The organism is Bradyrhizobium sp. CCBAU 45384, from assembly GCF_028128665.1.
In the GTDB taxonomy this organism is placed as follows: Bacteria; Pseudomonadota; Alphaproteobacteria; order Rhizobiales; family Xanthobacteraceae; genus Bradyrhizobium; species Bradyrhizobium manausense.
Genome location: NZ_LBIZ01000110.1, coordinates 228830 through 254687 on the forward strand (window position 1 = coordinate 228830; position 25858 = coordinate 254687).

Below are 25858 nucleotides of genomic sequence, written 5' to 3' on the forward strand. Positions count from 1 at the left end.
GGAGGTGAGGTGGAGGACGGCCCTCAAATATAGGCTGAGGGATCGAAAATCCAGCGAATGAGCCGATTTGGGTCGTCATTCCGGGGCGCGCGCCAGCGCGAACCCGGAATCCCGCGCGAAAACCTCTGGATTCCGGGTTCACGCGCGTTGCGCGTGCCCTGGAATGACGGCAATGGGCCGAAATCAGCCTGTCAGGGCGTCCGCGGCGACGCGCCGGACCAGGTCCGGCAATTCATGCATATCGCCGAAGGTCAGGTCGGCGCCGGCCTGGCGCAGGGTCTCGGCATGGCCGTCGTCGCAATGGCTGCCCCCGTAAAAGCCGAACACCTTCATCCCGGCCGCCCGCGCGCCGGCAATGCCGGCCAGGCTGTCCTCGATCACGACGCAGCGCTCGGGCGGCACGCCCATCTGGCTGGCTGCGAACAGGAACAGGTCCGGCGCCGGCTTGCCGTTCGCCACTTGGGAGGACGAGAAGATATTCGGCGAGAGGCGTTCATAGAGCCCCGTGCTTCCGAGGCTCACCTGCATGCGCGGATGCGAGCCGCTCGAAGCAACACAGACGCGTTGCGTCACGACATCGAGCACGTCGTGGATGCCGCGGATCGCCTCGAGGTCGGCTTCGAACGCGCGGAACAGCTCGTCCTGGAGATCGCCGTGATAGGCCTCGGGCAGCTTGCGGCCGAGCTCGCTTTCGATTTCGAGATTGGCCTGCTTCGTCGAACGGCCGAGGAAGCGCTCGGACACCTGTGCCGAGGTGATCGGATAGCCGTGGCGCGTGAGCACATCGGCATGAGCGCGACAGGAAATCACCTCGCTGTCCACGAGCACGCCGTCGCAATCGAAGATGATGAGGTCGATGGGCACGAGACTTAAGACGTCGGCTTGTCGTCGTCGAGCGGGACGCAATAGAGCTCGAGCCTGTGATCGACCAGCTTGTAGCCGAGCTTGCGGGCGATTTCCGCCTGCAGCTTCTCGATCTCTTCCGAGGTGAACTCGATCACCTTGCCGTCGCGCAGGTTGATGAGGTGGTCGTGATGGCTGTCGCGCATCGTCTCGTAGCGCGCGCGGCCCTCGCGAAAATCGTGGCGTTCGATGATGCCTGCGTCCTCGAACAGCTTGACGGTGCGATAGACCGTCGAGATCGAGATCTTGTCGTCGACCGCGACACAGCGTCGGTACAATTCCTCGACGTCGGGGTGATCGACCGCTTCCGCAAGCACGCGCGCGATCACGCGGCGCTGCTCGGTCATGCGCATGCCGGTGGCGGCACAGCGCGCCTCGATGCCGGTCGCCTTGGGTGCCGAAGAAGGTTTAAGTCCGGTCATGGTGTGTCCGTCTGCGGGGGCGCTTAATGCCATCAATGTTACGACAAGTCACGCCGCATCAGAAGTGCGTTCAATTGTTCCCCGTTCGGCTGCTTATAGTAGCGTTCGCGGCGCCCGACCACCACGAATCCGGCCCTCTCATAGAGGCGTCGTGCGGGCTGGTTGTTCTCCTCGACCTCCAGAAAGATCGTTCGCACGCCGCGTCCCGCAAGGTGACCGAGATGGGTCATCAGCAGCGTGCGGGAGAGGCCGCGGCCGCGGTGGGCCTGGTCGATCGCGACCGAGAGGATTTCGGCTTCGTCCGCGCCGATCCGCGACACCGCAAAGCCGATGATTTTGCGCCCCACGCGCAAGCGGTGCACCAGCGTGTTGCGCTCGCTGAGCATGGCCTCGAATTCGCTCTCGCCCCAGCCATGCGCAAAGGACGCGCCGTGCAATTGCGCCAGCCGTGCCGCGTCGCGTGCTGCTGCCGGCTCAACGGCGGCCGTGCCGCCGCGCCACCAGTCCGAAAACCATCTCATCATGAGCTTGCGGCTGGAGCGAGCGGCGGCAATGCGGCCGGCTTTGCGTCGGGCGCCTTCAGATAAAACGGCCGCGCCGGCGTCGTGTCGGGATTGGCCGCGGCACCGAGCCACGCGACCCAGCCGATGTCGGGTGCGGGCTGCGCGTCGACGGACACAGGTTGTGGCGCATCCTTGGGCCAGCGCTCGGCGAGAATGTTCGCGGCGTTGCCGACCAGGTGTGGCGCGCCGAATCGCGCCGCTGCGATCGCCTCATCGATGGAGGCGATGCCTGGCTGCACCAGCTGGCTGCCGTCGCCGCCGACGATCTGGAAATAGACGTGGTCATGCCGCGCATCGATCGCCGAGATCACCGGCACCGAACCGCTCCGGCCGATGATGGGGGCCGCATAGGCCGACAAGGTCGTCAGCCCAACCACCGGCCGCTTGGCTGCGAGCGCAAGACCGCGTGCCGCCGAAATGCCGACGCGCAAGCCGGTGAAGCTGCCGGGACCGACGGTCACAGCGATGCGGTCGAGTGTAGTGAAAGCAAGGTCCGCCGATTGCATCACGCGCGCGATCATCGGCATCAGCGCCTCGGCGTGACCGCGCTTCATCAGCATCTGCTCCTGCGCAAGGAGCTCGCCGGCGTCGGTATCGAGCACTGCGGCCGCGCACGCCTCCAGCGCGGTATCGATGGCAAGGATCAGCATGAAAAAGCGAATGGCTGATGGCGAATAGTAGGCAGTCTAGCGAACCAGACGATTATCCGCCATGTGTCATTCACTATACGTAGCCCCATGGCGCCGCACTTCGTAGGGTGGGCAAAGGCGCTCTTGCGCCGTGCCCACCATCTCTATCCTACGGCAGGGAGGTGGGCACGCTTCGCTTTGCCCACCTACGGCATCCGTGCTCACATCGGCCGGACTTCGACCACGTCGGGCACGAAATGCTTGAGCAAATTCTGGATGCCGTGCTGCAGCGTCGCGGTCGAGGAGGGGCAGCCCGAGCAGGCGCCCTTCATGTTGAGATAGACGATCCCGTCCTTGAAGCCGCGGAAGGTGATGTCGCCGCCGTCATTGGCGACCGCCGGCCGCACCCGCGTCTCGATCAGGTCCTTGATCATGTCGACCGTCTCGGCATCGGCTTCGTCGAAGAATTCGTCCTCGTCGTCGAGATCGATGTCGCCCTGCGCTTCGCCGCCGGCGAGCAGCGGCGCGCCGGACATGTAGTGCTCCATGATGGCGCCGAGGATCGCGGGCTTGAGCTGCTGCCATTCACCGTCCGCCTTGGTGACGGTGATGAAGTCCGATCCGTAGAACACGCCGGTGACGCCGGGCACGTCGAACAGCTTTTCCGCGAGCGGCGAACGGGTTGCGGCTTCGCGGCTCGAAAATTCCATCGGGCTGCCGTCGGACACGACGCGGCCGGGAATGAACTTCAGCGTGGCGGGATTGGGGGTGGCTTCGGTTTGAATGAACATGGGTTTCTCCAGACGTCGCCGGTTCAAGGCCGGCGCGTGGCCTCTTCCCTAGCAGATGGCGACGGAGAACGCACGATCAAGACCGTTTTGCAGATAAATCAGGGAGTTAGGTCCCTTTTGTCGTCCCTCGCGTGCTTCTCGTTCCGTCATTCCGGGGCGATGCGTAGCATCGAACCCGGAATCTCGAGATTCCGGGTCCGCTATGCGGGCGCCCCGGAATGATTGTGACGATAAGCAATCACCGCCGGCGGATGAAGCCGACGATGTCCTTGGAGAGCTTCATGGTCTCCTCGGCGATGGCGCGGGCCCGGTCGGAACCCTCGTTCAGGATGGTGTCGATGTGGCCGGGGTCCGCAACCAGGCGCTTCATCTCGCCGGCGATCGGTGCGAGCTTGCTGACGCACAGCTCGGCCAGCGCGTTCTTGAAGCTGGAGAACTGGCCGCCGCCGAATTCGCGGAGCACGTCGGCCTTGGAGCGGTCGGAGAGGGCGGCGAAAATGCCGACCAGATTGTCGGCCTCGGGGCGCGCTTCCAGGCCTTTCTCTTCGCTCGGCAGTGGCTCCGGGTCGGTCTTCGCCTTGCGGATCTTCTGCGCGATGGTGTCGGCGTCGTCGGTCAGGTTGATGCGCGAATTGTCCGACGCATCCGACTTCGACATCTTCTTGGTGCCGTCGCGCAAGCTCATCACCCGCGTCGCCGGCCCCGTGATCAAGGGTTCCGGCAGCGGAAAGAACAGGCCGTCATTCGTGCCTTGCGCGCGGATCGAGTCGCCGAAATCGTTGTTGAACTTCTGCGCGATGTCGCGCGAGAGCTCGAGATGCTGCTTCTGGTCCTCGCCGACGGGAACATGGGTGGCGCGGTAGAGCAGGATGTCGGCGGCCATCAGCACGGGATAGTCGAACAGCCCGACCGAGGCGTTCTCGCGGTCCTTGCCGGCCTTCTCCTTGAACTGGGTCATGCGGCCGAGCCAGCCCATGCGCGCGACACAGTTGAAGATCCAGGCGAGCTCGGCGTGGCCGGAGACCTGGCTCTGGTTGAACACGATGTGCTTGTTCGGATCGATGCCGGCGGCGATGAACGCCGCGGTCACCTCGCGGGTGTTGCGCGCGAGCTCGACCGGTCCGCCCCAGACGTCCAGGCCTTGCGTGATCGCGTGCATGTCGACCACGCAATAGATGCAGTTGTGGGTTTCCTGCATCTTCACGAAGTTGACGATCGCGCCGAGGTAGTTGCCGAGGTGCAGATTGCCCGTCGGCTGGACGCCTGAAAAGACCCGTTCAACGAATGGCATGGTCAGCTTCCCATAGGTATTTGGCCGTCGTTTCCAACAGCGAGGCTGCCCCGTCAAGGGCAATTCGCTAAGCGGGCCGCCTCAGTGCGGCAGCCGCCTCGCGCCAGGAGGCCGCGCCGAGGATTTGCAGAAGCAGGCCGTAGACGGCGATCCCGGCCGCGATCTGAAGGCCCAGCACCAGGACGCGAACCAGGCCATGGGCCTCTGATGGCATCAGATCCCTGGTCAGCCAGAGCAGGGCACCCATGGCAGCTGCGGCAAGCACGATCCGCGGCAGCCGCTTGCGGGCGGCGACGTCAAGCGAGAAGCCGAATTCGCTAGTGCCTTTTCGCAGCAAGGAGGCTGCGCTGCTCCAGGCTCCAGCGGCGATACTTGCGGCAATGCCACTTGCGCCGAAGAAATGCCCGAGCAACACGGCGAGGGCGATCGCGACCACAAGGCCTTTGGCCGTTGCGAGCAGCGGCGTCATCGTGTCGCCGCGGGCAAAAAAGGCCGGCGACAGCGCCTTGATCAGCACATGCGCGGGCAGGCCCAGCGCCAGCCATATCAGCGCATGCGCGGTCGCCGCGCTGTCCTCAATGCCGAAGGCGCCATGTTCGAACAGCAGCCGCACGATCGGCTCCGCCAGCACGGCAAGGCCCAGCGTGGCCGGCAGCGCGAGCCCGCTCGCCAGTTCCAGCGCGCGCGATTCGGCATGCGCCACGGCGTCGCGGTCGCTGCTGCCGACGGCGCGAGTCAATTCCGGCACCAGCACCGTGCCCATGGCGACGCCGACAATGCCGAGCGGCAGCTCGATCAGGCGGTTGGCGAAATAGAGCCAGGACACGGCCGATGGGGTCGCGGAGGCGATGATCGCGCCCGCCACCATCAGCCATTGCGGGCCCGAGCTTGCGATCATGCCGGGAATGGCCTTGGCGAAAAATCCGCGCATCTCCTTGTCGAAGCTTGCGCGCAACGGCGTCGCCAGGCGCGCGCTTCGCTGCGAGCCCAGCATCACCAGTTGCAGCAGGCCGGCGATGCCCACGGTCGCCGCCAGCATCCACGCAGAGCGAGCGGCATCGGCATGCCACAGCAGCAGCGCGGCGATGGCGGCAATCAGCGCGATGTTGAACAGCAGCGGCGAGAACGCCGTGAGCGCAAATCGCCCCTGCGCGTTCAATAGGCCCATCAGCACCGTCACCGGACCGGCAAAGGCGAGATAAGGCAGCATCAGCCGCGCGTTCTGGACGGCGAGATCGAGCGTGGCGCTGCCGACGAAGCCCGGTGCGATGATCATGATGATCACCGGCATCAGAAGCGCAATCCCGATCGAGATCACGATCAGGGATGCGCTGACCGTGCCAAGCACGCGCCCGGCGAAGGCCGAGGCGGCCTGTTCGCCATCGCGCTCACGGACGCGCAGCCAGGCCGGAATCAGGGCTGCATTCAGCGCCCCCTCGCTGAGCAGCCGCCGCACCACGTTGACGAGCTGGAAGGCGGCCAGAAACGCATCCGCGACAGTGCCGGTGCCGAGCAGCGCCGCGATCAGGGAATCGCGGGCAAAGCCCAGCAGGCGCGAGGCCAGTGTTCCTGTGGAGACGGTCAGGAAGGAGCGGATCATCGGAGCCGTTATAATACCGTTGCTTGCCCGCGAAGGGCCGGTCGTGATAGGCCGCGAGCCAGATTTCAGCTCGACAGGAAGCGGATTTCCTCGGGGTTCGCAATCCGGCAAACAGGATCAAAGTGAATGGCTGACGTGAAATATGACGTTCTTGGCATCGGCAATGCGCTGTTCGACGTGCTGGTCCGGACCGATGAGGCCTTTTTGGTCAAGCACGGCATGACAAAGGGCAGCATGTCGCTGATCGACGAGGCGCGGGCCGCGGCCATCTACAATGACATGGGTCCGGCGACGGAAGTCTCGGGGGGATCTGCCGCCAACACCATTGTCGGCATTGGCAGCCTGGGCGCGCGCGCTGCCTATGTCGGCAAGGTCAAGGACGACCAGATCGGCAAGCTCTATGTCCACGACATCCGCGCCGCCGGGGTCGCGTTCAATACACCGCCCGCGAAGGACGGGCCCGCCACCGGCTGCTCCTACATCCTGGTGACGGGTGATGGCGAGCGCACCATGAACACCTATCTTGGCGCGGCGCAGGATCTGTCGCCGGCCGATATCGATCCGGCCGAGATCGCCGCTGCCAAGATTGTCTATCTCGAAGGTTATCTCTGGGATCCGCCGGGCGCCAAGGAAGCCTTCCTGAAGGCCTCCAGGATCGCCCACGAGGCCGGCCGCAAGGTGGCGCTGACCCTGTCGGATTCCTTCTGCGTCGGCCGCTACCGCGACGAGTTTCTCGAGCTGATGCGGGGTGGCACCGCCGACATCGTGTTCGCCAACGAGTCGGAGCTGCACTCGCTCTACGAGACCTCCGATTTCGACACCGCGCTCAGGCAGCTGCGCAGCGACGTCAAGCTCGGCGTGGTCACCCGCAGCGAGAAGGGCTGCGTCGTGGTGACGCCGACCGACGCCGTCGCCGCGCCTGCCTCGCCGATCGCGCAGCTGGTCGACACCACCGGCGCCGGCGATCTGTTCGCGGCGGGCTTCCTCTACGGCCTCTCGCGCGACCTCTCGCACAAGCAATGCGGCGAGCTCGGCGCGCTTGCCGCCGCCGAAGTGATCCAGCACATCGGCGCACGCCCGCAGGTGTCGCTGAGGGAGCTGGCCCAGCAGCGCGGGCTGACGGTTTAAGGCCCGTCTTTCTCCCCGTCATTGCGAGCTTCGTTCTCCGCCGTCATCGCCCGGCCAGTGCGCAATTGCGCACTAGGACCGGGCGATCCAGTAATCCGAGGCCGTCGTGATTGAATCGATGGGCTGCGGCGTACTGGATCCCCCGCCTTCGCGGGGGATGACAGTCTTCGTGTTGTGAGAGCCGTGCTCTTCACGCCGCCTTTTGCCCACTGCCCGCGTCGAGCCCGGCATAGACGCCACGCTCGAAGCCCGCGAAGGCCTGCAGGCATTTCGCATCGGCAAATGGCAGCAGCTGCATCAGGATCACGCCGGTGACATCGCGCGCCGGGTCGATCCAGAAATAGGTGTTGGCGAGGCCCGCCCAGGCGAGGCTGCCGGCGCTGCGCCCCTCCGCCGTCCTGGCGGTGTTGATCATGAAGCTGAGGCCCCACTTCTTCACCTGATCCGGATAGAGATCGACGTCGTTGGTGTAAACAGGCGCTGCCGTCGTCATCTTGGTCATGTTGAGATCGCCCATCTGGTTTTGTCCCATCATGGCGATCGTCTCTGGCTTCAGCACCTGGTTGCCGTTGCCGCGGCCCTTGTTCAGGATCATCTGCGTAAATTTGATGTAGTCGCCCGCGGTCGAATAGAGGCCGCCGCCACCCATGTGGAATTCCGGATTCTGCTCGAGCTCGAACGGGATCGCGGCAAGCGCGCCATCCTCGCCGCGGGCATGCATGCCGACGAGGCGCTTGCGCATATCGTCGCTGATCTTGAAGCCGGTGTCGCTCATGCCGAGCGGCGCGAACAGATTGTCGCGCAAGTAGGCATCGAGCCGCTTGCCGCTGACGGCTTCCACGGCCTTGCCGACGAAATCGATATTGGTGCCGTATTCCCAGCGCGTGCCGGGGTCGGACACCACAGGCGTCTTCAGTGCCGCGTTCTGGCAGGTGATGATTCCGGGCGTGCCTGTTTTCTCCATGTAGCGCGCGAATTCGCCATTCCACATGTCGTAGCAGAAGCCCGCCGTGTGGGTCATGAGCTGGCGCAGCGTGATCGCGCTTTTCGCCGGCCGCAGTCTTGGCTCGCCCTTGGCATCAAAGCCTTCCAGCACTTGCGGATTGGCGAGGTCGGGCAGCACCGATCCGATCGGCGCATCGAGCGACAGCTTGCCCTGCTCGACCAGCTGCATGGCGCCCGCTGCTGTCACCGCCTTCGTCATCGATGCGATCCAGAAGACGCTATCACCACTCATCGCATCGGGCTTGGACAGGTCGCGCTTGCCGAACGCGCCCTGATACAGAATGTCGCTGCCGCTGGCGGCGATCGCAACAACGCCGGGAATCTCCTTGGCATCGCTTGTCTTGCGCAGAATCTCGTCGATCTGGGCTTTGCTTTGCATCAGCGCTTCCTCCGATTTGATGATTGTTGGAAGTGGTCGGATTGTCCTCCCGCGGGTCGCGTGCGGCAAGCGTGGCGATATGCATCCTGTGGTCGCGATGTCGTGATTTGACGCTCTGCGCTCCGCGCGGGAGGACTGATCTGCAACACGTCTTCACAATCTGCTGTGGATGGCCGCAACTGGCCGTGACCCTGGATAGGCCCGGGCGATATGTTTTCCGGTGTTTGAAACACCTGAAACATTTTGTGCGTTGCGGCGTTCAGCTCGCGGCCCGATCAGCGGCTGACGTTAAGACTTGAAGCAAATTTGGCGGCCTACCGGCCGCGAGGGGACATCAGATGATTTCGACCTGGAGCGAATGGAAGCGCTATCCCCGTCCCGGACGGGGCGAAAATCTGGAAGCGCCGATCTCGCCTGGCATTTACGAGGTGCGCATCGCCGGATCAGGCGCGCTCTATTCGTTCGGCGCAGTCGACAATCTGGCCCAGGCACTGGCGCTGCTGCCGGTCGGCTCAAAGTCCTGGTTCGGCCGCCGCGATACCTCCGACGCGCCCGATCTCGAATACCGGACGTGTGCGACCTCCTCGAAGGCCAGCGCCAAGGCCGCGGCCGAACGCATGATCGGCCGCCGTGAGACCTATATGAGCGGCGCAGCCTGATCATCTCAGCACTATGAGTGCTATACCTCTCCCCCTCGGGGAGAGGTGAAGAACTGAGCGCTCTAACTTTAGCTGTCGGCAGATGTGCGTTGCGGGGCGGTGCATTGCGCGCTGTCTCTCCTTATATTCCGGGCCAATCGATGACCCCAGGAGTAACGCCATGACCCCGACCGCCGCTGCACGCGCCCAGCACGCCACCGTCAACCTGCGTGACCGGTTGAAGGACCCCTCGCTGCTGAAGCAGGCCTGCTACATCGACGGCGCCTGGGTCGGCACGCCGGTGTTCGCCGTGAACAATCCCGCAACGGGGGTCGAAATCGCAAAAGTCCCGCAGCTTGGGGCCGACGACACCACCAAGGCGGTCGAAGCCGCCCAGCGCGCATTTCCGGCCTGGGCCAAGCACACCGCCAAGCAGCGCTCCAACATTTTGCGCAAATGGTTCGAGCTGATCACCGCCAATCGCGAGGATCTCGCGCTGATCCTGACCTCCGAGCAGGGCAAGCCGTTGTCGGAAGCGCTCGGCGAGGTCGACATCGGCGCCGCCTATATCGAGTTCTTCGCGGAAGAAGCCCGCCGCGTCTATGGCGAGACCATCCCGAGCCAGCGGCCCGATGCGCGGCTGCTCGCGATCAAGCAGCCGATCGGCGTCTGCGGCGCCATCACGCCGTGGAATTTCCCGAACTCCATGATCACGCGCAAGGTCTCGCCGGCGCTGGCCGCGGGCTGTACCGTGGTGCTGAAGCCAGCCAACGAGACGCCGCTGTCGGCGCTGGCGCTGGCGGTGCTCGCCGAAAAGGCCGGCATTCCCAAGGGCGTGCTCAACATCATCACCGGTGATGCGCCGCCGATCGGCAAGGTGCTGTGCGAGCATCCGGCGGTGCGCTTCGTCGGCTTCACCGGCTCGACCGCGGTCGGCAAGATTCTCTACCAGCAGGCCTCGGTCGGCGTGAAGCGGCTCGGCCTCGAGCTCGGCGGCAATGCGCCATTCGTGGTGTTCGACGATGCCGATATCGACGCGGCGGTCGAAGGTGCGATCGTCTCGAAATACCGCAACATGGGCCAGACCTGCGTCTGCGCCAACCGCCTCTACGCCCAGGACAAGGTCTACGACGAGTTCGTCAAGAAGCTGTCGGCGAAGGTCGCGGCGATGAAGATCGGCGACGGCACGGAAGCCGGCGTGACGCAGGGCCCCCTCATCAACATGAAGGCGGTCGACAAGGTCGAGCGGCACATCGCGGACGCCGTCAAGCGCGGCGCCAAGGTGGTGACCGGCGGCAAGCGCAGCGAGCTCGGGCGTTCCTTCTTCGAGCCGACCGTGCTCGCCGACGTGAAGCCGGATTCGTTGGTCTCCCAGGAGGAAACCTTCGGCCCGCTCGCGCCTGTCATCCGCTTCAAGGACGAGGCCGATGTGATCGCGATGTGCAACGCCTCGCCGTTCGGTCTTGCCTCCTATTTCTACTCCCGCGACATCGGCCGCGTCTGGCGCGTCGCCGAGGCGCTGGAGTCGGGCATGGTCGGCGTCAACACCGGCCTGATCACGACGGAGGTCGCGCCGTTCGGCGGCGTCAAGGAAAGCGGCCTCGGCCGCGAAGGCTCGCATCACGGCATGGAAGAATATGTCGAGATCAAATACGTGATGATGGCGGGGGTGTAGCCCCCGACTCCCACGTCATTGCGAGCGAAGCGAAGCAATCCGGAATCCCTTTGCGGATTCAGTCTGGATTGCTTCGTCGCATCAGCGCAAAATTGCTTCGCAATTTTGTCGCGCGCTCCTCGCAATGACGGAACGAGACGAAATAGCGCGGCCTATATCTTCAGCTCTTTCCCCGTCACTCGCCGATACGCTTCCAGGTATCGCTTGCTGGTTGCATCCACCACGCTCGCGGGCAGTGGCGGCGGCGGGGCGTCGCCGTTCCATCGGCCGGCGCGGCGCTCGGCGTCGAGATAGTCGCGCAAGGGCTGCTTGTCGAAGCTCGCTTGCGGCTGGCCGGGCTTGTAGGCATCGACCGCCCAGAAGCGCGACGAGTCCGGCGTCATGACTTCGTCGATCAGGATAATGCGGCCGTTCTTGTCGCGGCCGAACTCGAACTTGGTATCGGCGATGATGATGCCCTGCTCGCGCGCCAGCTCCTCGCCGAGCGTATAGATCGCGCGCGTCATGCTCTCGAGCGTGTAGGCGACCTCGTCGCCGACAACTTCGCGCATCTTGGCGATGGTGATGTTCTCGTCATGGCCGGTCTCGGCCTTGGTCGCCGGACTGAAGATCGCAGGCTCCAGCTTCTCGCTCTCGACGAGGCTGGCCTTGAGCTTCTCCCCCGCCAGCGTGCCGCTCGCCGCATACTCCTTCCAGGCCGAGCCGGAGAGATAGCCGCGGATCACGCATTCGATCGGAAACACGGTGGTGCGGCGGCACAGCATGGCGCGGCCGAGGATCTCGGCGCGATGCGGCTTCAACGCCGGTACGGCTGCGACGATCTCGTCGGCATCGGCGCTGATCATGTGATGCGGCACGATGCCTTCGAGCTTTCTGAACCAGTACGCGCTGATCTGCGTGAGGACCGCGCCCTTCATCGGAATGGTCTCGGCCATCACGACGTCGAAGGCGCTGATGCGGTCGGTGGTCAGCAGCAGCAGGCGGTCGTCATCGACGGCGTAGATATCGCGCACCTTGCCGCGGCCGATCTTGGTCAGGGGCAGGTCGCTGGAGAGCATGGTGGTCATCGGCACAGCCTTCGGAAGGGATATCCGGTCGCGCCCGATGGCGCGCCCGGAGACGGGATTAGCCTATTCCGGCAGTGGAATGAACTCATGTTCCTGCGGAACTGTGGCAAAGCGGCCGGTTTTCCAGTCCTGCTTGGCCTGCTCGATCCGCTCCTTGCTGGAGGAGACGAAATTCCACCAGATGTGGCGCGGGCCTTCCAGTGCATCGCCGCCGAGAAACATCATCCGCGTGGCCTTGAGCGCCTTCACGGTGATGCGGTCGCCGGGGCGGAAGATCAGCAGCCGCGGCCCCTCGTAGCGCTCATTGGCGATCTCGATCTCGCCGTCGACGACGTAGATCGCGCGCTCCTCATGATCGGGGTCGAGCGGCACGCTCGCACCCGCGGCGGCCGTGACCTCGGTGTAGAACCAGGGCGAGACCATTTTCACCGGCGAGGTGATGCCGAAGGCGGAGCCTGCGATCACGCGCGCGGTAAAATCGCGCTCGGAGATCATCGGCAGGTCACCCGCCGCATAATGCTGGAACGAAGGATCGATCTCCTCGGAGCCTTCAGGCAGCGCGATCCAGCTTTGCAGGCCGAGCATCTTCTGGCCCGAGGCGCGTTGCGCATCCGGCGTGCGCTCGGAATGGGCGATGCCGCGCCCCGCGGTCATCAGGTTCATCGCACCCGGTGCGATCTCCTGCACGTTGCCTTCGCTGTCGCGATGCATGATGGACCCGTCGAACAGATAGGTGACGGTGGCAAGCCCGATATGCGGATGCGGCCGCACGTCCATGCCCTTGCCGGAGACGAACTGCACCGGGCCGAAATGATCGAAGAAGATGAAGGGCCCGACCATTTGCCGCTTGCCATGCGGCAGCGCCCGCCGCACCTCGAATCCGTCGCCGAGATCGCGGGTGCGCGGCACGATGACGAGATCGAGCGCGTCGCATGTTTTGGGATCGCCGAGCACGGGATCGTTATCAGGCATCCAGCTCATGACGGGCTCCTTTTCTTGGCGGCAGGATTGTAGCAGGATTTCACATCGCCGTCGCGACAAAGCCGGAACCAGACGTCACAGATACAATAGCGCCGTACTCCGCTGTCGTGCGCGACGACGAGCTGCCGTAGGGTGGGCAAAGGCGCGTCAGCGCCGTGCCCACGGTCTTCCTCTAATCGAGAAGAAGCCGTGGGCACGCTTCGCTTTGCCCACCCTACGATTTGTGAAACTGGGCGATGACGGTCGACGTGCGGATCGTCCTTGAAAAAAGCGCCGCAACGAACGATGTTCGACCGACCGCAACCGCGATCGATCGCATGATCCGATGACCCTTGCCACCCTCGACCTCGCCTTTCGCGCGGCCAGTGTCGCGCTGCTGTTGATGCTGGCGGCGTCGCTGTTACATGATTATCGCAATGTGCTGGCTGCACGCCTTGGTGCGGCCTTCGTGCTGGGCTCGGTCGCACATGCGGTGAGCTATTCGCTGGACGTCACGTCGCGGGTCCCGCTCTGGCATGCGCCGCTGATCGCAATATCGACCGCCACCATCGTGGTGTTCTGGTTGTTCACGCGCGCCCTGTTCGAGGACGAGTTCCGCCTGCGCTGGTGGCATGGTTTGATCTGGGCAGCGGTCGCGGCCTACAGCTTCGCGGGCTGCGTCTGGATTGCACCGAGCGGCCATGTGCGGTTCTCGGTCACGGTGGTCAATCTGATCGTGCTCGGCTTCATCGCGCTTGCGGTCGGGCAGATGATCGCCTCCTGGCCGGCCGACCTGGTCGAGCGCCGCCGCAGCGCTCGCGTCTTTATCGTCTGCGCCATCGCGCTCTATGGCGGGCTGAACGCGGTGCTCCAGATCGCCGCTGCCGGCTACCATGTCGGCGCCGTCGCCGAAACCATCAGCGCTGGCGCGCTCACCTTGACCGTCGCGGCGATCGTCTATGCAATGATGCGCGTTGACGGGGCGGATCTGTTTCCGGCCGCCGCGGAGCCCGCAATCCCTGTTGCTTCCAGTCAGCCTGCGGCCGATGGCGCCGCCGATCAAAAGCTCATCGACGCCCTGATGCGGCTGATGGCGGACGAGCGGATCTATCGTCAGGAGAACATCACCATCGGCGTGCTGGCGGGCCGGCTGAAGATTCCGGAATACCGGTTGCGCCGGCTGATCAACCAGCGGCTCGGTTATCGCAACTTCAATGTGTTCCTGAACAACCATCGCATCGAGGAGGCCAAGGCCGCGCTGGCCGATCCCACCCAGGCCGAGGTTCCCGTCATCACCATCGCGATGGACGCCGGCTTCCAGTCCCTGGGCCCGTTCAACCGCGCCTTCAAGGCGCTGACCGGCGTGACGCCGACCGAGTACCGCCGCCTCAAGGCCGACGCGGCCTAGATTTCAGGCCCTTGGAATCACATAGGAATTCCGAAATCAATCAGCCCCGATCAGTTTCGACGAGGCCGATTTCCAAATCCGGCGAGCGCCTATCGCCCACCCCCGGCTTGCTCTCCCGCACTCGCCCCCAAAAGCCGGAGAAAGCCCGTGACCCGTCGCCGCAAGATCCTCCTCCTCACCACCACGATTGCCTGTGGCGTCCTCGCGCTCGGCGCGGCGCGGGCCCGCGACGTGCCGAAGGTTGCCACCGGCTTCATTGCCCACACGCTCTGCTCGGACATTTTCGTCTCCGGCCTCGATGTCAGGCGCGACCTCGCTGACACCACCGATGCGATGCCCGGTGCGGGTCTTCTGACCTGGGCGATGGATCTTCAGGTCGATCGTGCGCGCAAGAATGTCACGGTGTCCCTGTTCGGCGTCGGCCGCAGCCACGCCGTCTATCGCGAGGGGCTCGGCTGCACGCTCGAGCACGGGCAGGGAATCGCCGATGTCGCCCTGCCGTCCGACGACAAGCAGCCCGCGTTGCTGCCCGAGATCGCCGGCCCGGGACCTGTAGCCCCGCAAAGCGAGGGCCTGGCAGCGGCGCTCGACCGCGCCTTTGCCGAGCCCGCGCAGCCGCCTTATCGCCGCACCCGCGCGATCGTCGTCATGAAGGCCGGCCGCGTCATTGCCGAGCGCTACGCCGACGGGATCGGGCCAGAGACGCAGCTGCTCGGTTTCTCCATGACGAAGTCGGTGACCTCGGCGCTGACGGGCATCCTGGTGCGCCAGGGCAAGCTGAAGCTCGACGTATCCGCGCCCGTCGCCGCCTGGCAGGATCCCCGGGATCCGCGCCATGCCATCACCGTCGATCAATTGCTGCGTCACACCGCCGGCATCGCACTCGGAAGCTCGTTGGAGGCCAAGCTTGGCTCGGTGCTCGAACCGGTCAACACGATGAAATATGCCGAGGACGATATGGCGGACTTTGCCGAGCGCGCGCCGCTCGCCACCGTGCCGGGCACGGCGTGGAATTATCACGACGGCAACTTCCTCATCCTCGCGCAGCTGATCCGCAACGCCGCCGGCGGCAAGCCCACTGACGCGCTCGCCTTGGCGCGCCGCGAATTGTTCGCGCCGCTCGGCATGCACGACGTCACGCTGCAGCTCGACGCTTCAGGCACGATCGAGGGCTCCGGCGAGATGATGGCGTCCGCGCGCGACTGGGCGCGATTTGGCCAGCTTTATCTCGACGACGGTGTCGTCGGCGGCAAGCGCATCCTGCCGGGGGGCTGGGTGAACTACTCGGCGTCCGCGACGCCGAACGCCTGGGTCGGCATCGGTGCGGGGTTCTGGACCAACCAGGGCAACAGTTTTGGCGCAAGATTTCGCGTCGACCACGGCTGGCCGCGCGATGCCTTCTTCGCCAAGGGCACGATCGGGCAGTATACGATCGTGATCCCCTCGGAGAAGCTCGTGATCGTGCGCCTCGGCCGCTCGCCGAACTTTCCGCCGCAAGCCGACGGCGTATTCGATCTCGTCCGCGATGTCGTGGCTGTCACGCGCGAGAATGGGAAGCTGGCGGGCGTGAACTAGGCGGCTATTGCCGTCCCAGCTCCGTCGCCGTCGCGACGCGATCGAACCGCTCCAGCGTCATGATCGCGTCGGCGAATTTGTCGGCCCGTGCCTTCAGCACGGGCCGTGCCAGCGTCAGAAACTTCTGCTGCATCGCCTGCGCATCAGGGAATGAATTCGGCTCGCCGGAGGGATCGGCATAGAGCCGCTCGTGCACGCCGTCTTCAGTGGTGATGCTGACGCGTGCGCCAAAAGGATGGGTGCGACCAACCTCTAACCGGTCGTCCTGCACCACGTCGAACTTGTCGGCGAGCGCGTCGATGGCGGCATCGCCCAGCCTGGCGTAATCGTCCCAGCCGAACGAGCCCTGGTCGAGCGCGAGCGCGCCGGTGAAGAACATCGAGAACTGGCCGCCGACGATCGAGGTCGGATGCCGCTTGGTGGCGGCGTCACCGGTCAGCGTGATGCCGTTGCGATGCAGGCCGATCTCGACGCGCTTGACCTGGTCGGGCGTCAGATTGTGCTCGCGCCGCATCGCGATCAGCGCGTCGATCGCGGCATGGGTGTAGCGGCAGCTCGGATAAGGCTTCACGCCGATCTTCATGGTCTCGTAGGTCTTGCCGAGCCCGGCGACCGCCTTGTCGGGATGCGCGTCGTCGGTGTAGCCGGCGAGCAGGCCGTGCTTGCCTTCGACCGATTCCGTCGCGCCGACGAAATCATTGCGCGCCAAGGTCGCTGCGATCACGCCGTTCATCGCGGCGGCGCCGACCTGGTAGCGCTTGTTCCAGGCGCCGTTGACAAGGAATTGCAGCGAGCCCGCAGCCTGGCTGCCGGCGACGCCGAACGCGGCGATGATTTGTTGCTCGGACAGCCCGAACAGTTTCGCCGCCGCAGCTGCCGCGCCGTAGGTGCCCGCCGTCGCGGTCGGGTGGAAGCCGCGCGCATAATGCGAGGTCGGGTCGAGCGCGTTGCCGAGCCGGCAGCACACCTCATAGCCCGCGACGATCGCCGTCAGCACATCGCGCCCTGAAGCGCCGACCATCTCGCCGACGGCGAAAGCGGCCGGAACCACCGGTGCGCTCGGATGCAGCGAGGAATCCGCATGCGTATCGTCGAAATCGAGGGAATGGCCAAGCGCCCCGTTGAGCAGCGCCGCCACGGCCGGGGTCCAGGTCTTGGAATCGCCGAACACGGTGGCCTCGCCCCTGGCGTGGAGCGACAGCGCTTCCAGCGTCTTCAGCAGCGACGGGGTGGATTCGGCCTCGCGCCGCGCCCGGATCGCGCTGCCCAGAAAGTCCAGCGTCAGCACCTTGGCGCGATCCAGCACCTCCGCCGGGATATCGGCGAATTTCAGCCTGGCGACATAGGCGGCGAGCGTTGCGGTTTCGTGGGCCATCGTGTTTCCTCGTTTTGGCCGGCAAGTTAGGCGGGCTGATTGGGCCTTTCAAGCAGCCAGAGGGCTGCGGGCATCAGCTATGCTTTTGGTTGGCGCGAGCGGATGGCGCAGGGGCGTTTGACGATGATTTCAGCAAGACAGCTGTTCGACCGGGTCTGGTCGCGCAGGACGCAATTGGGGCTGGCGGTTCGGGTCACCGTTGCGGCCGCCGGCGCCTATGCGCTCGCCACCGCGCTGCATCTCATGCTGCCGCTCTGGGCCGTGCTGACGTCGATCATCGTGACCCAGATGAGCGTCGGCCGCTCGCTGAAGGCGACGCGCGACTACATGCTCGGCACGATCGGCGGCGCCATCTATGGCGGCGCGATCGCCATCCTGATTCCCTATTCCAGTGAGCTCGGCCTGCTGGGCTTGCTGGTGCTGGCCGTGGCGCCGCTTTCCTTTCTCGCCGCGATCTATCCGAATCTCAGCTCCGCGACGGTGACGGCGGTGATCGTGCTGGTGCTGCCGTCGATGCATCATGCCGATCCCATGGCCTCGGCGATCGACCGCGTCTGCGAGGTTGCGGTCGGGGCGGTGACGGGCCTCCTGGTCTCCTTCCTGGTGCTGCCCTCGCGCGCGGTGCGCCAGCTTCGCCCCAGTGCAGCGAAACTGCTCGATCTGATCGCGGAGGCCTTCGGCGAATTGCTCGCGGGCCTGACCCGCGGGCGCGACAATGATGCGCTGCATCGGATCCAGGACGGCATCGGCACCGCCATGGTGGGCATGAACACCATCGGCGCTGAGGCCGAGCGCGAGCGTTCGGCGCGGCTGTCGAGCGGCCCCGATACCGGCCCCCTGCTGCGCACGATCCTGCGGCTGCGCCACGACGTCGTGATGATCGGCCGCGCCACCGTGGTGCCGCTACCGGCCGAGGTGCAGGTCAGGCTCGCAGGTCCCCTGGCAGAGGTGAGCGCGGCGATCCTGCGCTTCCTCAAATCGGCGGCCGAAGCCCTGCGCGAAGGCAGCGGCGCGCCGCCGATCCATCCCGTGCACGTCGCGCTTCAGCATTATTCCGAGGCGGTGGCGGCCGTGCGCCAGGATGGATTGATCCGCGGCCACACCAGCGACACCGCCGAGCGCTTCTTCGCGCTCGGCTTCTCGCTGGAGCAGATGCACCAGAATCTCTGCGACCTCGACCGTGTCGTCGGCGAATGGTCGGAGGCGGCGGCGGATGGGCCGGTGAAGGTGGCGCAGTGAGTTAGCGACAGCAAAGGCGCGGCGTCATCGCGCCGGCTCCACGATGCTCCCCATCATGCTGCGGGCGACGAGCTTGTGGAAGGGCGTGATGAGCGTGAGATAAGTCCGTCCGAGCAAATTGTTGGTTTTCACCAGCGTGGTCACGGTAACGTGGCGAAGCGTCGCTTCGCCGGCGACATCGACCACGATACGGAAATCGAGATGATAGTCGTTGAAGCCGGCGACCAGCCGCTCCGGCGTCTCGCTCACCACGGGAAACAGGCCGATCAGGCCGCCGGGCGCGTAGGCGCCTTCACCCGATTTTTTCAGGCCGAAGGGCGTCACCAGAATGTTGCGCAAGCGCGTCAGCATATCGATCCAGCGCGGCCCGTGCAGCACCATTCTTGTGCAGGCCTCGCGGGCGCTCAATTGCGTCGTGCCGACCTCCGCGCGAAACGCATCGATGAACTGCGCGCCTGCCAGCACCGTGCCGGCATCGACATCGGGGGTGATTTCGCGAACGGATCCGGTCATCCCGCCAGTTTGCGCGTCAGCATCCGGAATCGCAAGACCAGGAGTCCGGCATAAACGAATGATCCGATCGACAGCCCGGTCCAGACCCCGACCGCGCCGAGATCAGCGTGGAAGGCGAGCATCCAGGCGATGGGAAAGCCGACGCACCAATAGCCAATCGCTGCGAACACCAGCGTCATCCTGGTGTCATTGATGCCGCGCAGGGCGCCGCCCATGATGGTCTGGAGCGCATCGGCGATGAAGAAGGTGGCGCCGACCAGCAGCAGTGTCGCGGTCAGCTCGATCGTCGGCGCGCTGGCCGCGTCGCTGCCGAAGAACAGCCGCCCCAGCTCGTAGCGGCCAAGGACGATGCCGACAGTCAGGGCCGCCACGAATGCAATGCCGAGCACCGCCGCGACGAGCCCCGCGCGCCGAACGCCGGCCGGATCGTCACGGCCAAAGGCGTGACCGACCCGCACGGTCGCGGCCATGCCGATGCCGAGCGGAACCATGAACAGCACCGCGGTGACCTGCAGCGCGATCTGGTGCGCGGCAAGCGCCGTGGTCGAGATCAGGCCCATCAACAGCGCGGCCGAAGAGAACAGGCCGTATTCCAGCAGCAGCGAGAACGAGATCGGCGCGCCGATCGCGATCAGCTGGCGCGTCAGGGGCCAGTCGATTCGCCAGAGCCGCGTGAGCGGATGATAGTCGGCGAACGGCTTGCGCCATCCGGCAATGGCAAGCGCGGCGATGAAGGTGCCGAGATTGATCAGCGTGGTCGCAAGCCCCGCCCCGAACAGACCGAGCTCCGGCAACCCGAACAGGCCATGGATCAGGCAATAGACCAGAGCGAAATTCGCGGGGATCGCCGCGAGCGTGATCCACAGCGGCGCCTGCGGCCGGTTCACCGCGCTCATCATGCTGCGGATCGCGATGAAGCCGAGCGCGGGCGCGATGCCCCAGGCAAGGCCATTCAGATAGCGCTGCGCCAGCGCGGCCGAGTGCGGCGCCTGTCCGAGCGCGATCAGGATGTGCTCGCCATACAGCGGCGAGGCCATCATCGGCAGCGAGATCAACAGTGCGACCCACAGGCCGACGCGCAAGGAGAGGCGGATGCGCCTGATGTCGCCGGCGCCGAACGCTTGGGCTGCCAGCGGCGATACCGCGGCCATCAGGCCGAGCCCGAAGGTGAAGCTGACGAAATAGACGGTGTGCGCAAGTGCCGCAGCCGCGACCGCGTCCTCACCGAGCCGCCCGATCAAGGCGAGGTCGCTGGTGATCATCGCAATCTGCCCGAGCTGCGTCAGCATCATCGGCACGGCCAGCCGCAACGTCTCGGCGAATTCCAGCGCGAGATGGCTTTGCACGCCTGTTTGCGGCGGCTGTTGTGGTTGGACGCTGTCGAGCATGGCGGCTGCAATAGCACGGCCCCACGTCGAAAACATGGCCCGGGCGAGGGGACTCTATCCGCTAGCTCGGTATCGTAGGGTGGGCAAAGGCGCGCTTGCGCCGTGCCCACGACCTATCAATGATTGAGAGATGGTGGGCACGCTCCGCTTTGCCCACCCTGCGACATTGTCGTCGGGGGAGAGAGCCTCACCCCTTCCGCTCCGGCACGCGGCGGATCTTCGCGCCCAGCGCGTTCAGCCGCTCGTCGATGCGCTCATAGCCGCGCTCGATCTGGTCGGCGTTGTTGATGGTGGAGGTGCCCTCGGCGCAGACGGCGGCGAGCAGCATCGCCATGCCGGCGCGGATGTCGGGCGAACTCAGCGTCGCGCCGTGCAGCCGGCTGGGGCCGGCGATGATCGCGCGATGCGGATCGCACAGCACGATGCGCGCGCCCATCCCGATCAGCTTGTCGACGAAGAACATCCTGGACTCGAACATCTTCTCGAACATCAGGATCACGCCCTCGCATTGCGTGGCGGTGACGATCGCGATCGACATCAGATCGGCCGGGAAGGCCGGCCAGGGCTGGTCCTCCAGCTTCGGCACATGGCCGCCGAAATCGTCCTGGATCTTCAGCGTCTGGTTCGACGGCACGATCAGATCGTCGCCCTCGACGCGGCACACGATGCCGAGCCGCTCAAAGCCCATGCGGATCGAGCGCAGATGCTCGACGCCTGATCGCACGATGCGCAAGGGCGAGCGCGTCACGGCGGCGAGCCCGATCAGCGAGCCGACCTCGATATGGTCGGGCTGGATCCGATAGGTCGCAGAACCCAGCGTCGCCGGGCCATGGATCACCATGGTGTTGGTGCCGACGCCCTCGATTCTGGCGCCGAGCGCGACCAGGAAGTTGGCGAGGTCCTGCACATGCGGCTCGGAGGCCGCGTTGCGCAAATAGGTGACGCCATCGGCCGCGACGGCGGCGACCAGCGCATTCTCGGTCGCCGTGACGCTCGGCTCGTCCAGGAACACGTCGGCGCCGGTGAGCTTGGGGCAGCGGAATTCCAGCCGGTCCGTCGCGGTGACTTTGGCCCCCAATTGTTCCAGCGCCAGCACGTGGGTATCGAGCCGGCGCCGGCCGATCACGTCGCCGCCGGGCGGCGGCAGCATCACCTCGCCGCAGCGCGCGAGCAGGGGACCTGCCAGCAGGATCGAGGCGCGAATGCGGACGCAGAGCTCGGGGTCGAGATCGGCGGCGCGGATGCTCTTGGCGTGGATATGGAGCGTGTTGCGCTCAGTCCATTCCGCCGATGCGCCGACCGAGCGGACCAGCTCGACCAGCGTCTCGGTGTCGCGGATCCGCGGCACGTTCTGAAGCGTCACCGGATGCTCGGTCAGCAGCGCGGCGGCGATGATCGGCAGCGCCGAATTCTTGTTGCCGGCCGGCTCGATCGAGCCCGAGAGCCGGTGACCGCCCTCGACGATGTACTGAATGGGCGCCACTGGGATCTCTCCGTCCTGTTGTGGTGGGGCGGGCTGCTTTGGGGGCGGAAACTATAGGGAATTGAGCGCGGTAGCAATTGCGCTGGCAAGGTTCAGGGGGCGGCCGCAAGCAGGAGAGGCCCGCAGCACCGGGCTTTCAATTGCGGAGCAAATTGATCACGCCGCCTTCGCCTTTGGCTTCGAAATACATGAGATCGATGTAGATCGCAGCTGCGAGAACCAGGGCTCGCTCGTCTTCTGTCAGGCTGCGTTCCAGGTATTCCACCAGGAAATTGTCGCGGTCGGTGAACAGTTCGGAGCCGAGGCCAGACCATTTTTTCGCAACGCGCGCGCGCTCTTGCCCTCCGCGCATGAATGGAAAGGTCCAGACGCGCCAGAAAGGCGATGTGACTTCGAGCACCACTCTTCCCTGCGTATCGTGCACGTGGAAACGCTTGGTGAGAATCGAAAACTGACGCTCGATGGTCCCGATGAGGCGGCCGTCGCGCGAACGCAGCTCCAGACACTGAAAGAACCAGCGGAAGGGATGAATCCCGCGCATGACGGGCTGTCGCGAATTGTCGAAAAAATGCACCTCAAAGGAGCGCCAATGGCCAAATACCTGGCGTCCCAGGAAGTCGAGAAGTCCCTTTTGCTGCTCGGCCGCATAGAGCAGATCGCGGCCATTTTCATCGCGAATGCGGTACTTGTTGCGGGTCTCGAAACCGAACAGTTCGGCCATTTCGAAGACCTGCTGCACGTACATCCGGCTCTGTCCAGCTAGCGTCGGCAACATTCGTTCGAACCTCCTCAGAGCCGTCTACGCCATTTCGTCGCGATTGGCTGGGGTGAGGTTCAGGAGGCGGTGTTGCCACGAAGGTGGTCCGCTCCCTCCCCCGCTTGCGGGGGAGGGTTGGGGAGAGGGTGTCTCCGCAACGGGACAATCCCAAGAGGAAAGAACCCTCACCCGCCACGCTCTGCGAGCGTGTCGGCCTCTCCCGCAAGCGAGAGAGGCAAAAGAGTCTCAAATATCGATCGTCGCGCTCAGCGAATGTTCCTGGATGAAGTCGCGGCGCGGCTCGACCACGTCGCCCATCAGCTTGGTGAAGATGTCGTCGGCCTCGTCGACCTCCTTGACTTTCACCTGCAGCAGGGAGCGCGCGTCGGTGTCGAGCGTGGTCTCCCAGAGCTGCTCGGGGTTCATCTCGCCGAGGCCTTTGTAGCGCTGCAGCGTGATGCCCTTGCGGCCGGCTTCGGTCACCGCCTCGAACAGGTCGGACGGACCGTGCACCACGTGCTCCGAGTCCTTGCGCCGCAGCTTGCCGGCGCGGGCGTAGACGTCCTGGAGCTTGGGCGTGTACTCGTCGAGCTTGCGCGCCTCGGCCGAGCCGAGCAGCGCGTCGTCGATCACGGCGGCTTCCTTGACGCCGCGCACGGTGCGCTCGAACAGAAAACCCTGGCCTTCGACGAATTGCCCGGTCCAGCCGCGCTCCACCTCCTCGGACTGGCTGTCCAGCCGGGTCGCGATGTACTGCGCCGCGGCCGCGGCGTTCTCGGGGTTGCCGTAGACCGACTTGTTCAGCACGCCGGTGATGGCGGCCTGCTCGACCACCTTGCGGTTATAGCGGCTATGCAGGTTGCGCAGGATGCTGCGGACCACGCGGGCGTCGTCGACCAGCTGGCGCAGGTCGCGGCCCGAGCGGTCACCGCCGGTCCCCGGGATGTAGACGCAGTCGTCGAGGCCGGCGTCGATCAGATAATCTTCCAGCGCCCGCTCGTCCTTCAGATACTGCTCGGACTTGCCGCGTGAAACCTTATAGAGCGGCGGCTGGGCGATATAGAGATAGCCGCCGTCGATGATGTCGCGCATCTGCCGGTAGAAGAAGGTCAGCAGCAGCGTGCGGATGTGGGCGCCGTCGACGTCGGCGTCCGTCATCACGATGATCTTGTGGTAGCGCAGCTTCTCGATCGAGAACTCGTCGCTGATGCCGGTGCCGAGCGCGGTGATCAGCGTGCCGATCTGCTCGGATGACAGCATCTTGTCAGGACGCACGCGTTCCACGTTGAGGATCTTGCCGCGCAGCGGCAAGACGGCCTGGAATTCGCGGTTGCGGCCCTGCTTGGCGCTGCCGCCTGCCGAGTCGCCCTCGACGATGAACAGCTCCGATTTGGCCGGGTCCTTTTCCTGGCAGTCGGCGAGCTTGCCGGGCAGCGAGGACACCGAGAGCGGGCTCTTGCGGGTCAGCTCGCGCGCTTTTCGCGCGGCTTCGCGGGCGGCCGCGGCCTGGATCACCTTGCCGACGATCATCTTGGCCTCGGACGGGTGCTCCTCGAACCAGGCCTGGAGCGCCTCGTTGAGGACGTTCTCGACCACGGGACGCACTTCCGAGGACACCAGCTTGTCCTTGGTCTGCGACGAAAACTTGGGATCCGGCACCTTCACCGACAGAACGGCCGTCAGGCCTTCGCGGCAATCGTCGCCGGTCAGCGCGATCTTTTCCTTCTTGGCATTGGCCTCGGCATAACCGTTGACCTGGCGCGTCAGCGCGCCGCGGAAACCGGCGAGATGAGTGCCGCCGTCACGCTGCGGGATGTTGTTGGTGAAGCACAGCACGTTCTCATGGTAGCTGTCGTTCCACCACAAAGCGGCCTCGACGCCGATGCCGTTGGCTTCCGCACGTACCATGATCGGCGAGGGCACCAGGGCCTTCTTGTTGCGGTCGAGATATTTGACGAATTCCTCGACGCCGCCGGAATAGTGCATCTCCTCGCGCTTCTCGACCGCGTGACGCATGTCTGACAGCGCGATGTTGACGCCGGAATTGAGGAAGGCGAGCTCGCGCAGGCGATGCTCGAGCGTAGCGAAATCATATTCGATGTTCTTGAAGGTCTCGGTCGAGGCCAGGAACGTCACCTCGGTGCCGCGCTTGCCCGGCGCATCGCCGACGACCTTGAGCGGTGCCACCGCATCGCCATGGGCGAACTCGATGTAATGTTCCTTGTCATCGCGCCAGATGCGCAGGCCGAGCTTGCTCGACAGTGCGTTGACGACGGAGACGCCGACGCCGTGCAGGCCGCCGGAGACCTTGTAGGAGTTCTGGTCGAATTTTCCGCCGGCGTGCAGCTGGGTCATGATGACCTCGGCCGCCGAGATGCCTTCGCCCTTGTGGATGTCTACGGGAATGCCGCGGCCGTCGTCCCGGACGGTGACGGAATTGTCGGCATTGAGGATCACATCGACGCGCGTGGCGTGGCCCGCCAGCGCCTCGTCGATGGCGTTGTCGACGACTTCGTACACCATGTGATGCAGGCCCGAGCCGTCATCGGTGTCGCCGATATACATGCCGGGGCGCTTGCGGACGGCGTCGAGCCCCTTGAGCACGCGGATCGATTCCGCGCCGTATTCGCTCGCGGTGGAGGGCTCGTTTTCGGCAGCTTGCTGCCGAGCAGGTTCTGTCATGAGAGGCCTTCGAAATGTCGCCCGAATCAGCCGCGCAAAAGGCGCTGATCAGGATGCTCTTTGTGCCACGAAAGAGAGTTTGCGCCTAGCGCAAAGTATCTCCCGGCAACCCTTTGATCAGATAGGATTTTTTGGCCGGATTTCAAGCCGTTCGAAGGCCGATTCCCGGGGGCTCGAAAAGCCCGATTCGAGGCTCTGTTTTGGCTCCTCAAAGACGTGGATCTTGCGGGGGTCCGGGGCCTTTTCGGAGCCGCTGCGGCGGCCCTGGAACAGGCGGAGCAACACATATGGCGTGCACGATGCGGGCGGCTTGGAGCGACTGCGGTCCCTCTCCCGCTTGGCAAGCGGGAGAGGGGAGCCAAGCCCGCAGACAATCGTCGTGAAATC

Annotated in this window: 22 protein-coding genes; 6 read left to right on the plus strand and 16 right to left on the minus strand. The window is 65.0% G+C overall.

The features are described from left to right. Positions 1–183 precede the first annotated feature (183 nt). The 7 genes from XH80_RS21850 to murJ form a co-directional block, all read right to left on the minus strand. On the minus strand, positions 184–864 hold the full coding sequence (locus tag XH80_RS21850) for an HAD family hydrolase (protein WP_271600345.1): 681 nt from the start codon (positions 862–864) through the stop codon (positions 184–186). Between the two features lie 5 nt (positions 865–869). Next, complete coding sequence (locus XH80_RS21855; protein ID WP_271600346.1) at positions 870–1325, minus strand: Fur family transcriptional regulator; 456 nt, start codon at positions 1323–1325, stop codon at positions 870–872. Between the two features lie 38 nt (positions 1326–1363). Continuing rightward, positions 1364–1849, minus strand: a complete 486-nt coding sequence (gene rimI / locus XH80_RS21860) for a ribosomal protein S18-alanine N-acetyltransferase (RefSeq protein ID WP_271600347.1) — start codon at positions 1847–1849, stop codon at positions 1364–1366. Next, entirely contained in the window at positions 1846–2538 is a 693-nt protein-coding gene (tsaB, locus tag XH80_RS21865; protein ID WP_271600348.1) for a tRNA (adenosine(37)-N6)-threonylcarbamoyltransferase complex dimerization subunit type 1 TsaB, read from the minus strand. Before tsaB ends, rimI begins: the two co-directional genes overlap by 4 nt. Before the next feature lie 200 nt (positions 2539–2738). Next, entirely contained in the window at positions 2739–3308 is a 570-nt protein-coding gene (locus tag XH80_RS21870) for a NifU family protein (protein ID WP_220004224.1), read from the minus strand. Between the two features lie 238 nt (positions 3309–3546). Next, on the minus strand, positions 3547–4599 hold the full coding sequence (trpS, locus tag XH80_RS21875) for a tryptophan--tRNA ligase (protein WP_271600349.1): 1053 nt from the start codon (positions 4597–4599) through the stop codon (positions 3547–3549). 67 nt (positions 4600–4666) lie between these two features. Continuing rightward, on the minus strand, positions 4667–6199 hold the full coding sequence (murJ, locus tag XH80_RS21880; RefSeq protein WP_271600350.1) for a murein biosynthesis integral membrane protein MurJ: 1533 nt from the start codon (positions 6197–6199) through the stop codon (positions 4667–4669). Positions 6200–6325: 126 nt separating this feature from the next. Here murJ and XH80_RS21885 point away from each other — a divergent pair, with 126 nt between their 5' ends. Next, positions 6326–7327: an adenosine kinase gene (locus XH80_RS21885; RefSeq protein ID WP_271600351.1), complete on the plus strand. Its 1002-nt coding sequence runs from the start codon at positions 6326–6328 to the stop codon at positions 7325–7327. 190 nt (positions 7328–7517) lie between these two features. Here XH80_RS21885 and XH80_RS21890 read toward each other — a convergent pair whose 3' ends face one another. Further along, complete coding sequence (locus tag XH80_RS21890; protein WP_271600352.1) at positions 7518–8711, minus strand: serine hydrolase domain-containing protein; 1194 nt, start codon at positions 8709–8711, stop codon at positions 7518–7520. Between the two features lie 338 nt (positions 8712–9049). On the opposite strand from XH80_RS21890, the gene XH80_RS21895 reads away from it, so the two are divergent. Beyond that, on the plus strand, positions 9050–9370 hold the full coding sequence (locus tag XH80_RS21895; RefSeq protein ID WP_057746926.1) for a hypothetical protein: 321 nt from the start codon (positions 9050–9052) through the stop codon (positions 9368–9370). 160 nt (positions 9371–9530) lie between these two features. Then, positions 9531–11024 carry an NAD-dependent succinate-semialdehyde dehydrogenase gene (locus XH80_RS21900; protein WP_271600353.1) on the plus strand — a complete coding sequence of 498 codons (1494 nt, stop codon included), beginning with the start codon at positions 9531–9533 and terminating at the stop codon, positions 11022–11024. 152 nt (positions 11025–11176) lie between these two features. On the opposite strand, the gene XH80_RS21905 is transcribed toward XH80_RS21900, so the two are convergent. Beyond that, positions 11177–12091, minus strand: a complete 915-nt coding sequence (locus tag XH80_RS21905) for a phosphoribosylaminoimidazolesuccinocarboxamide synthase (RefSeq protein WP_271600354.1) — start codon at positions 12089–12091, stop codon at positions 11177–11179. 63 nt (positions 12092–12154) lie between these two features. Then, positions 12155–13072 (minus strand): pirin family protein, encoded by a 918-nt coding sequence (locus XH80_RS21910; RefSeq protein ID WP_271600355.1) that lies wholly within the window; start codon positions 13070–13072, stop codon positions 12155–12157. 325 nt (positions 13073–13397) lie between these two features. Between XH80_RS21910 and XH80_RS21915 the strand changes: the two genes are divergently transcribed. Both XH80_RS21915 and XH80_RS21920 read left to right on the plus strand, forming a co-directional pair. Further along, the gene (locus XH80_RS21915; RefSeq protein ID WP_271600356.1) at positions 13398–14459 is read left to right on the plus strand and encodes an AraC family transcriptional regulator; all 1062 of its coding nucleotides are present in this window, start codon (positions 13398–13400) and stop codon (positions 14457–14459) included. A gap of 147 nt (positions 14460–14606) precedes the next feature. Beyond that, positions 14607–16034 (plus strand): serine hydrolase domain-containing protein, encoded by a 1428-nt coding sequence (locus tag XH80_RS21920; RefSeq protein WP_271600357.1) that lies wholly within the window; start codon positions 14607–14609, stop codon positions 16032–16034. A 4-nt stretch (positions 16035–16038) separates the two neighbouring features. On the opposite strand, the gene XH80_RS21925 is transcribed toward XH80_RS21920, so the two are convergent. Next, positions 16039–17409, minus strand: a complete 1371-nt coding sequence (locus tag XH80_RS21925; RefSeq protein ID WP_271600358.1) for an MmgE/PrpD family protein — start codon at positions 17407–17409, stop codon at positions 16039–16041. Between the two features lie 123 nt (positions 17410–17532). On the opposite strand from XH80_RS21925, the gene XH80_RS21930 reads away from it, so the two are divergent. Then, positions 17533–18648, plus strand: a complete 1116-nt coding sequence (locus XH80_RS21930) for an FUSC family protein (RefSeq protein WP_271600359.1) — start codon at positions 17533–17535, stop codon at positions 18646–18648. Between the two features lie 24 nt (positions 18649–18672). Here the strand turns inward: XH80_RS21930 and XH80_RS21935 are convergent, their stop codons facing one another. From XH80_RS21935 to gyrB, 5 genes are all read right to left on the minus strand, one after another. Beyond that, positions 18673–19161 (minus strand): DUF2867 domain-containing protein, encoded by a 489-nt coding sequence (locus tag XH80_RS21935; RefSeq protein ID WP_271600360.1) that lies wholly within the window; start codon positions 19159–19161, stop codon positions 18673–18675. After that, complete coding sequence (locus XH80_RS21940; RefSeq protein WP_271600361.1) at positions 19158–20549, minus strand: MATE family efflux transporter; 1392 nt, start codon at positions 20547–20549, stop codon at positions 19158–19160. Before XH80_RS21940 ends, XH80_RS21935 begins: the two co-directional genes overlap by 4 nt. A 187-nt stretch (positions 20550–20736) precedes the next feature. Further along, positions 20737–22032, minus strand: coding sequence for a UDP-N-acetylglucosamine 1-carboxyvinyltransferase (gene murA, locus XH80_RS21945; protein WP_057754129.1), 1296 nt, complete (start codon positions 22030–22032; stop codon positions 20737–20739). Positions 22033–22168: 136 nt separating this feature from the next. Continuing rightward, the gene (locus XH80_RS21950; RefSeq protein ID WP_271600362.1) at positions 22169–22807 is read right to left on the minus strand and encodes a phospholipid scramblase-related protein; all 639 of its coding nucleotides are present in this window, start codon (positions 22805–22807) and stop codon (positions 22169–22171) included. Between the two features lie 228 nt (positions 22808–23035). Further along, a complete protein-coding gene (gene gyrB / locus XH80_RS21955; protein ID WP_271600363.1) occupies positions 23036–25471 on the minus strand; it encodes a DNA topoisomerase (ATP-hydrolyzing) subunit B in 2436 nt (811 codons plus the stop codon). Between the last annotated feature and the right edge of the window lie 387 nt (positions 25472–25858).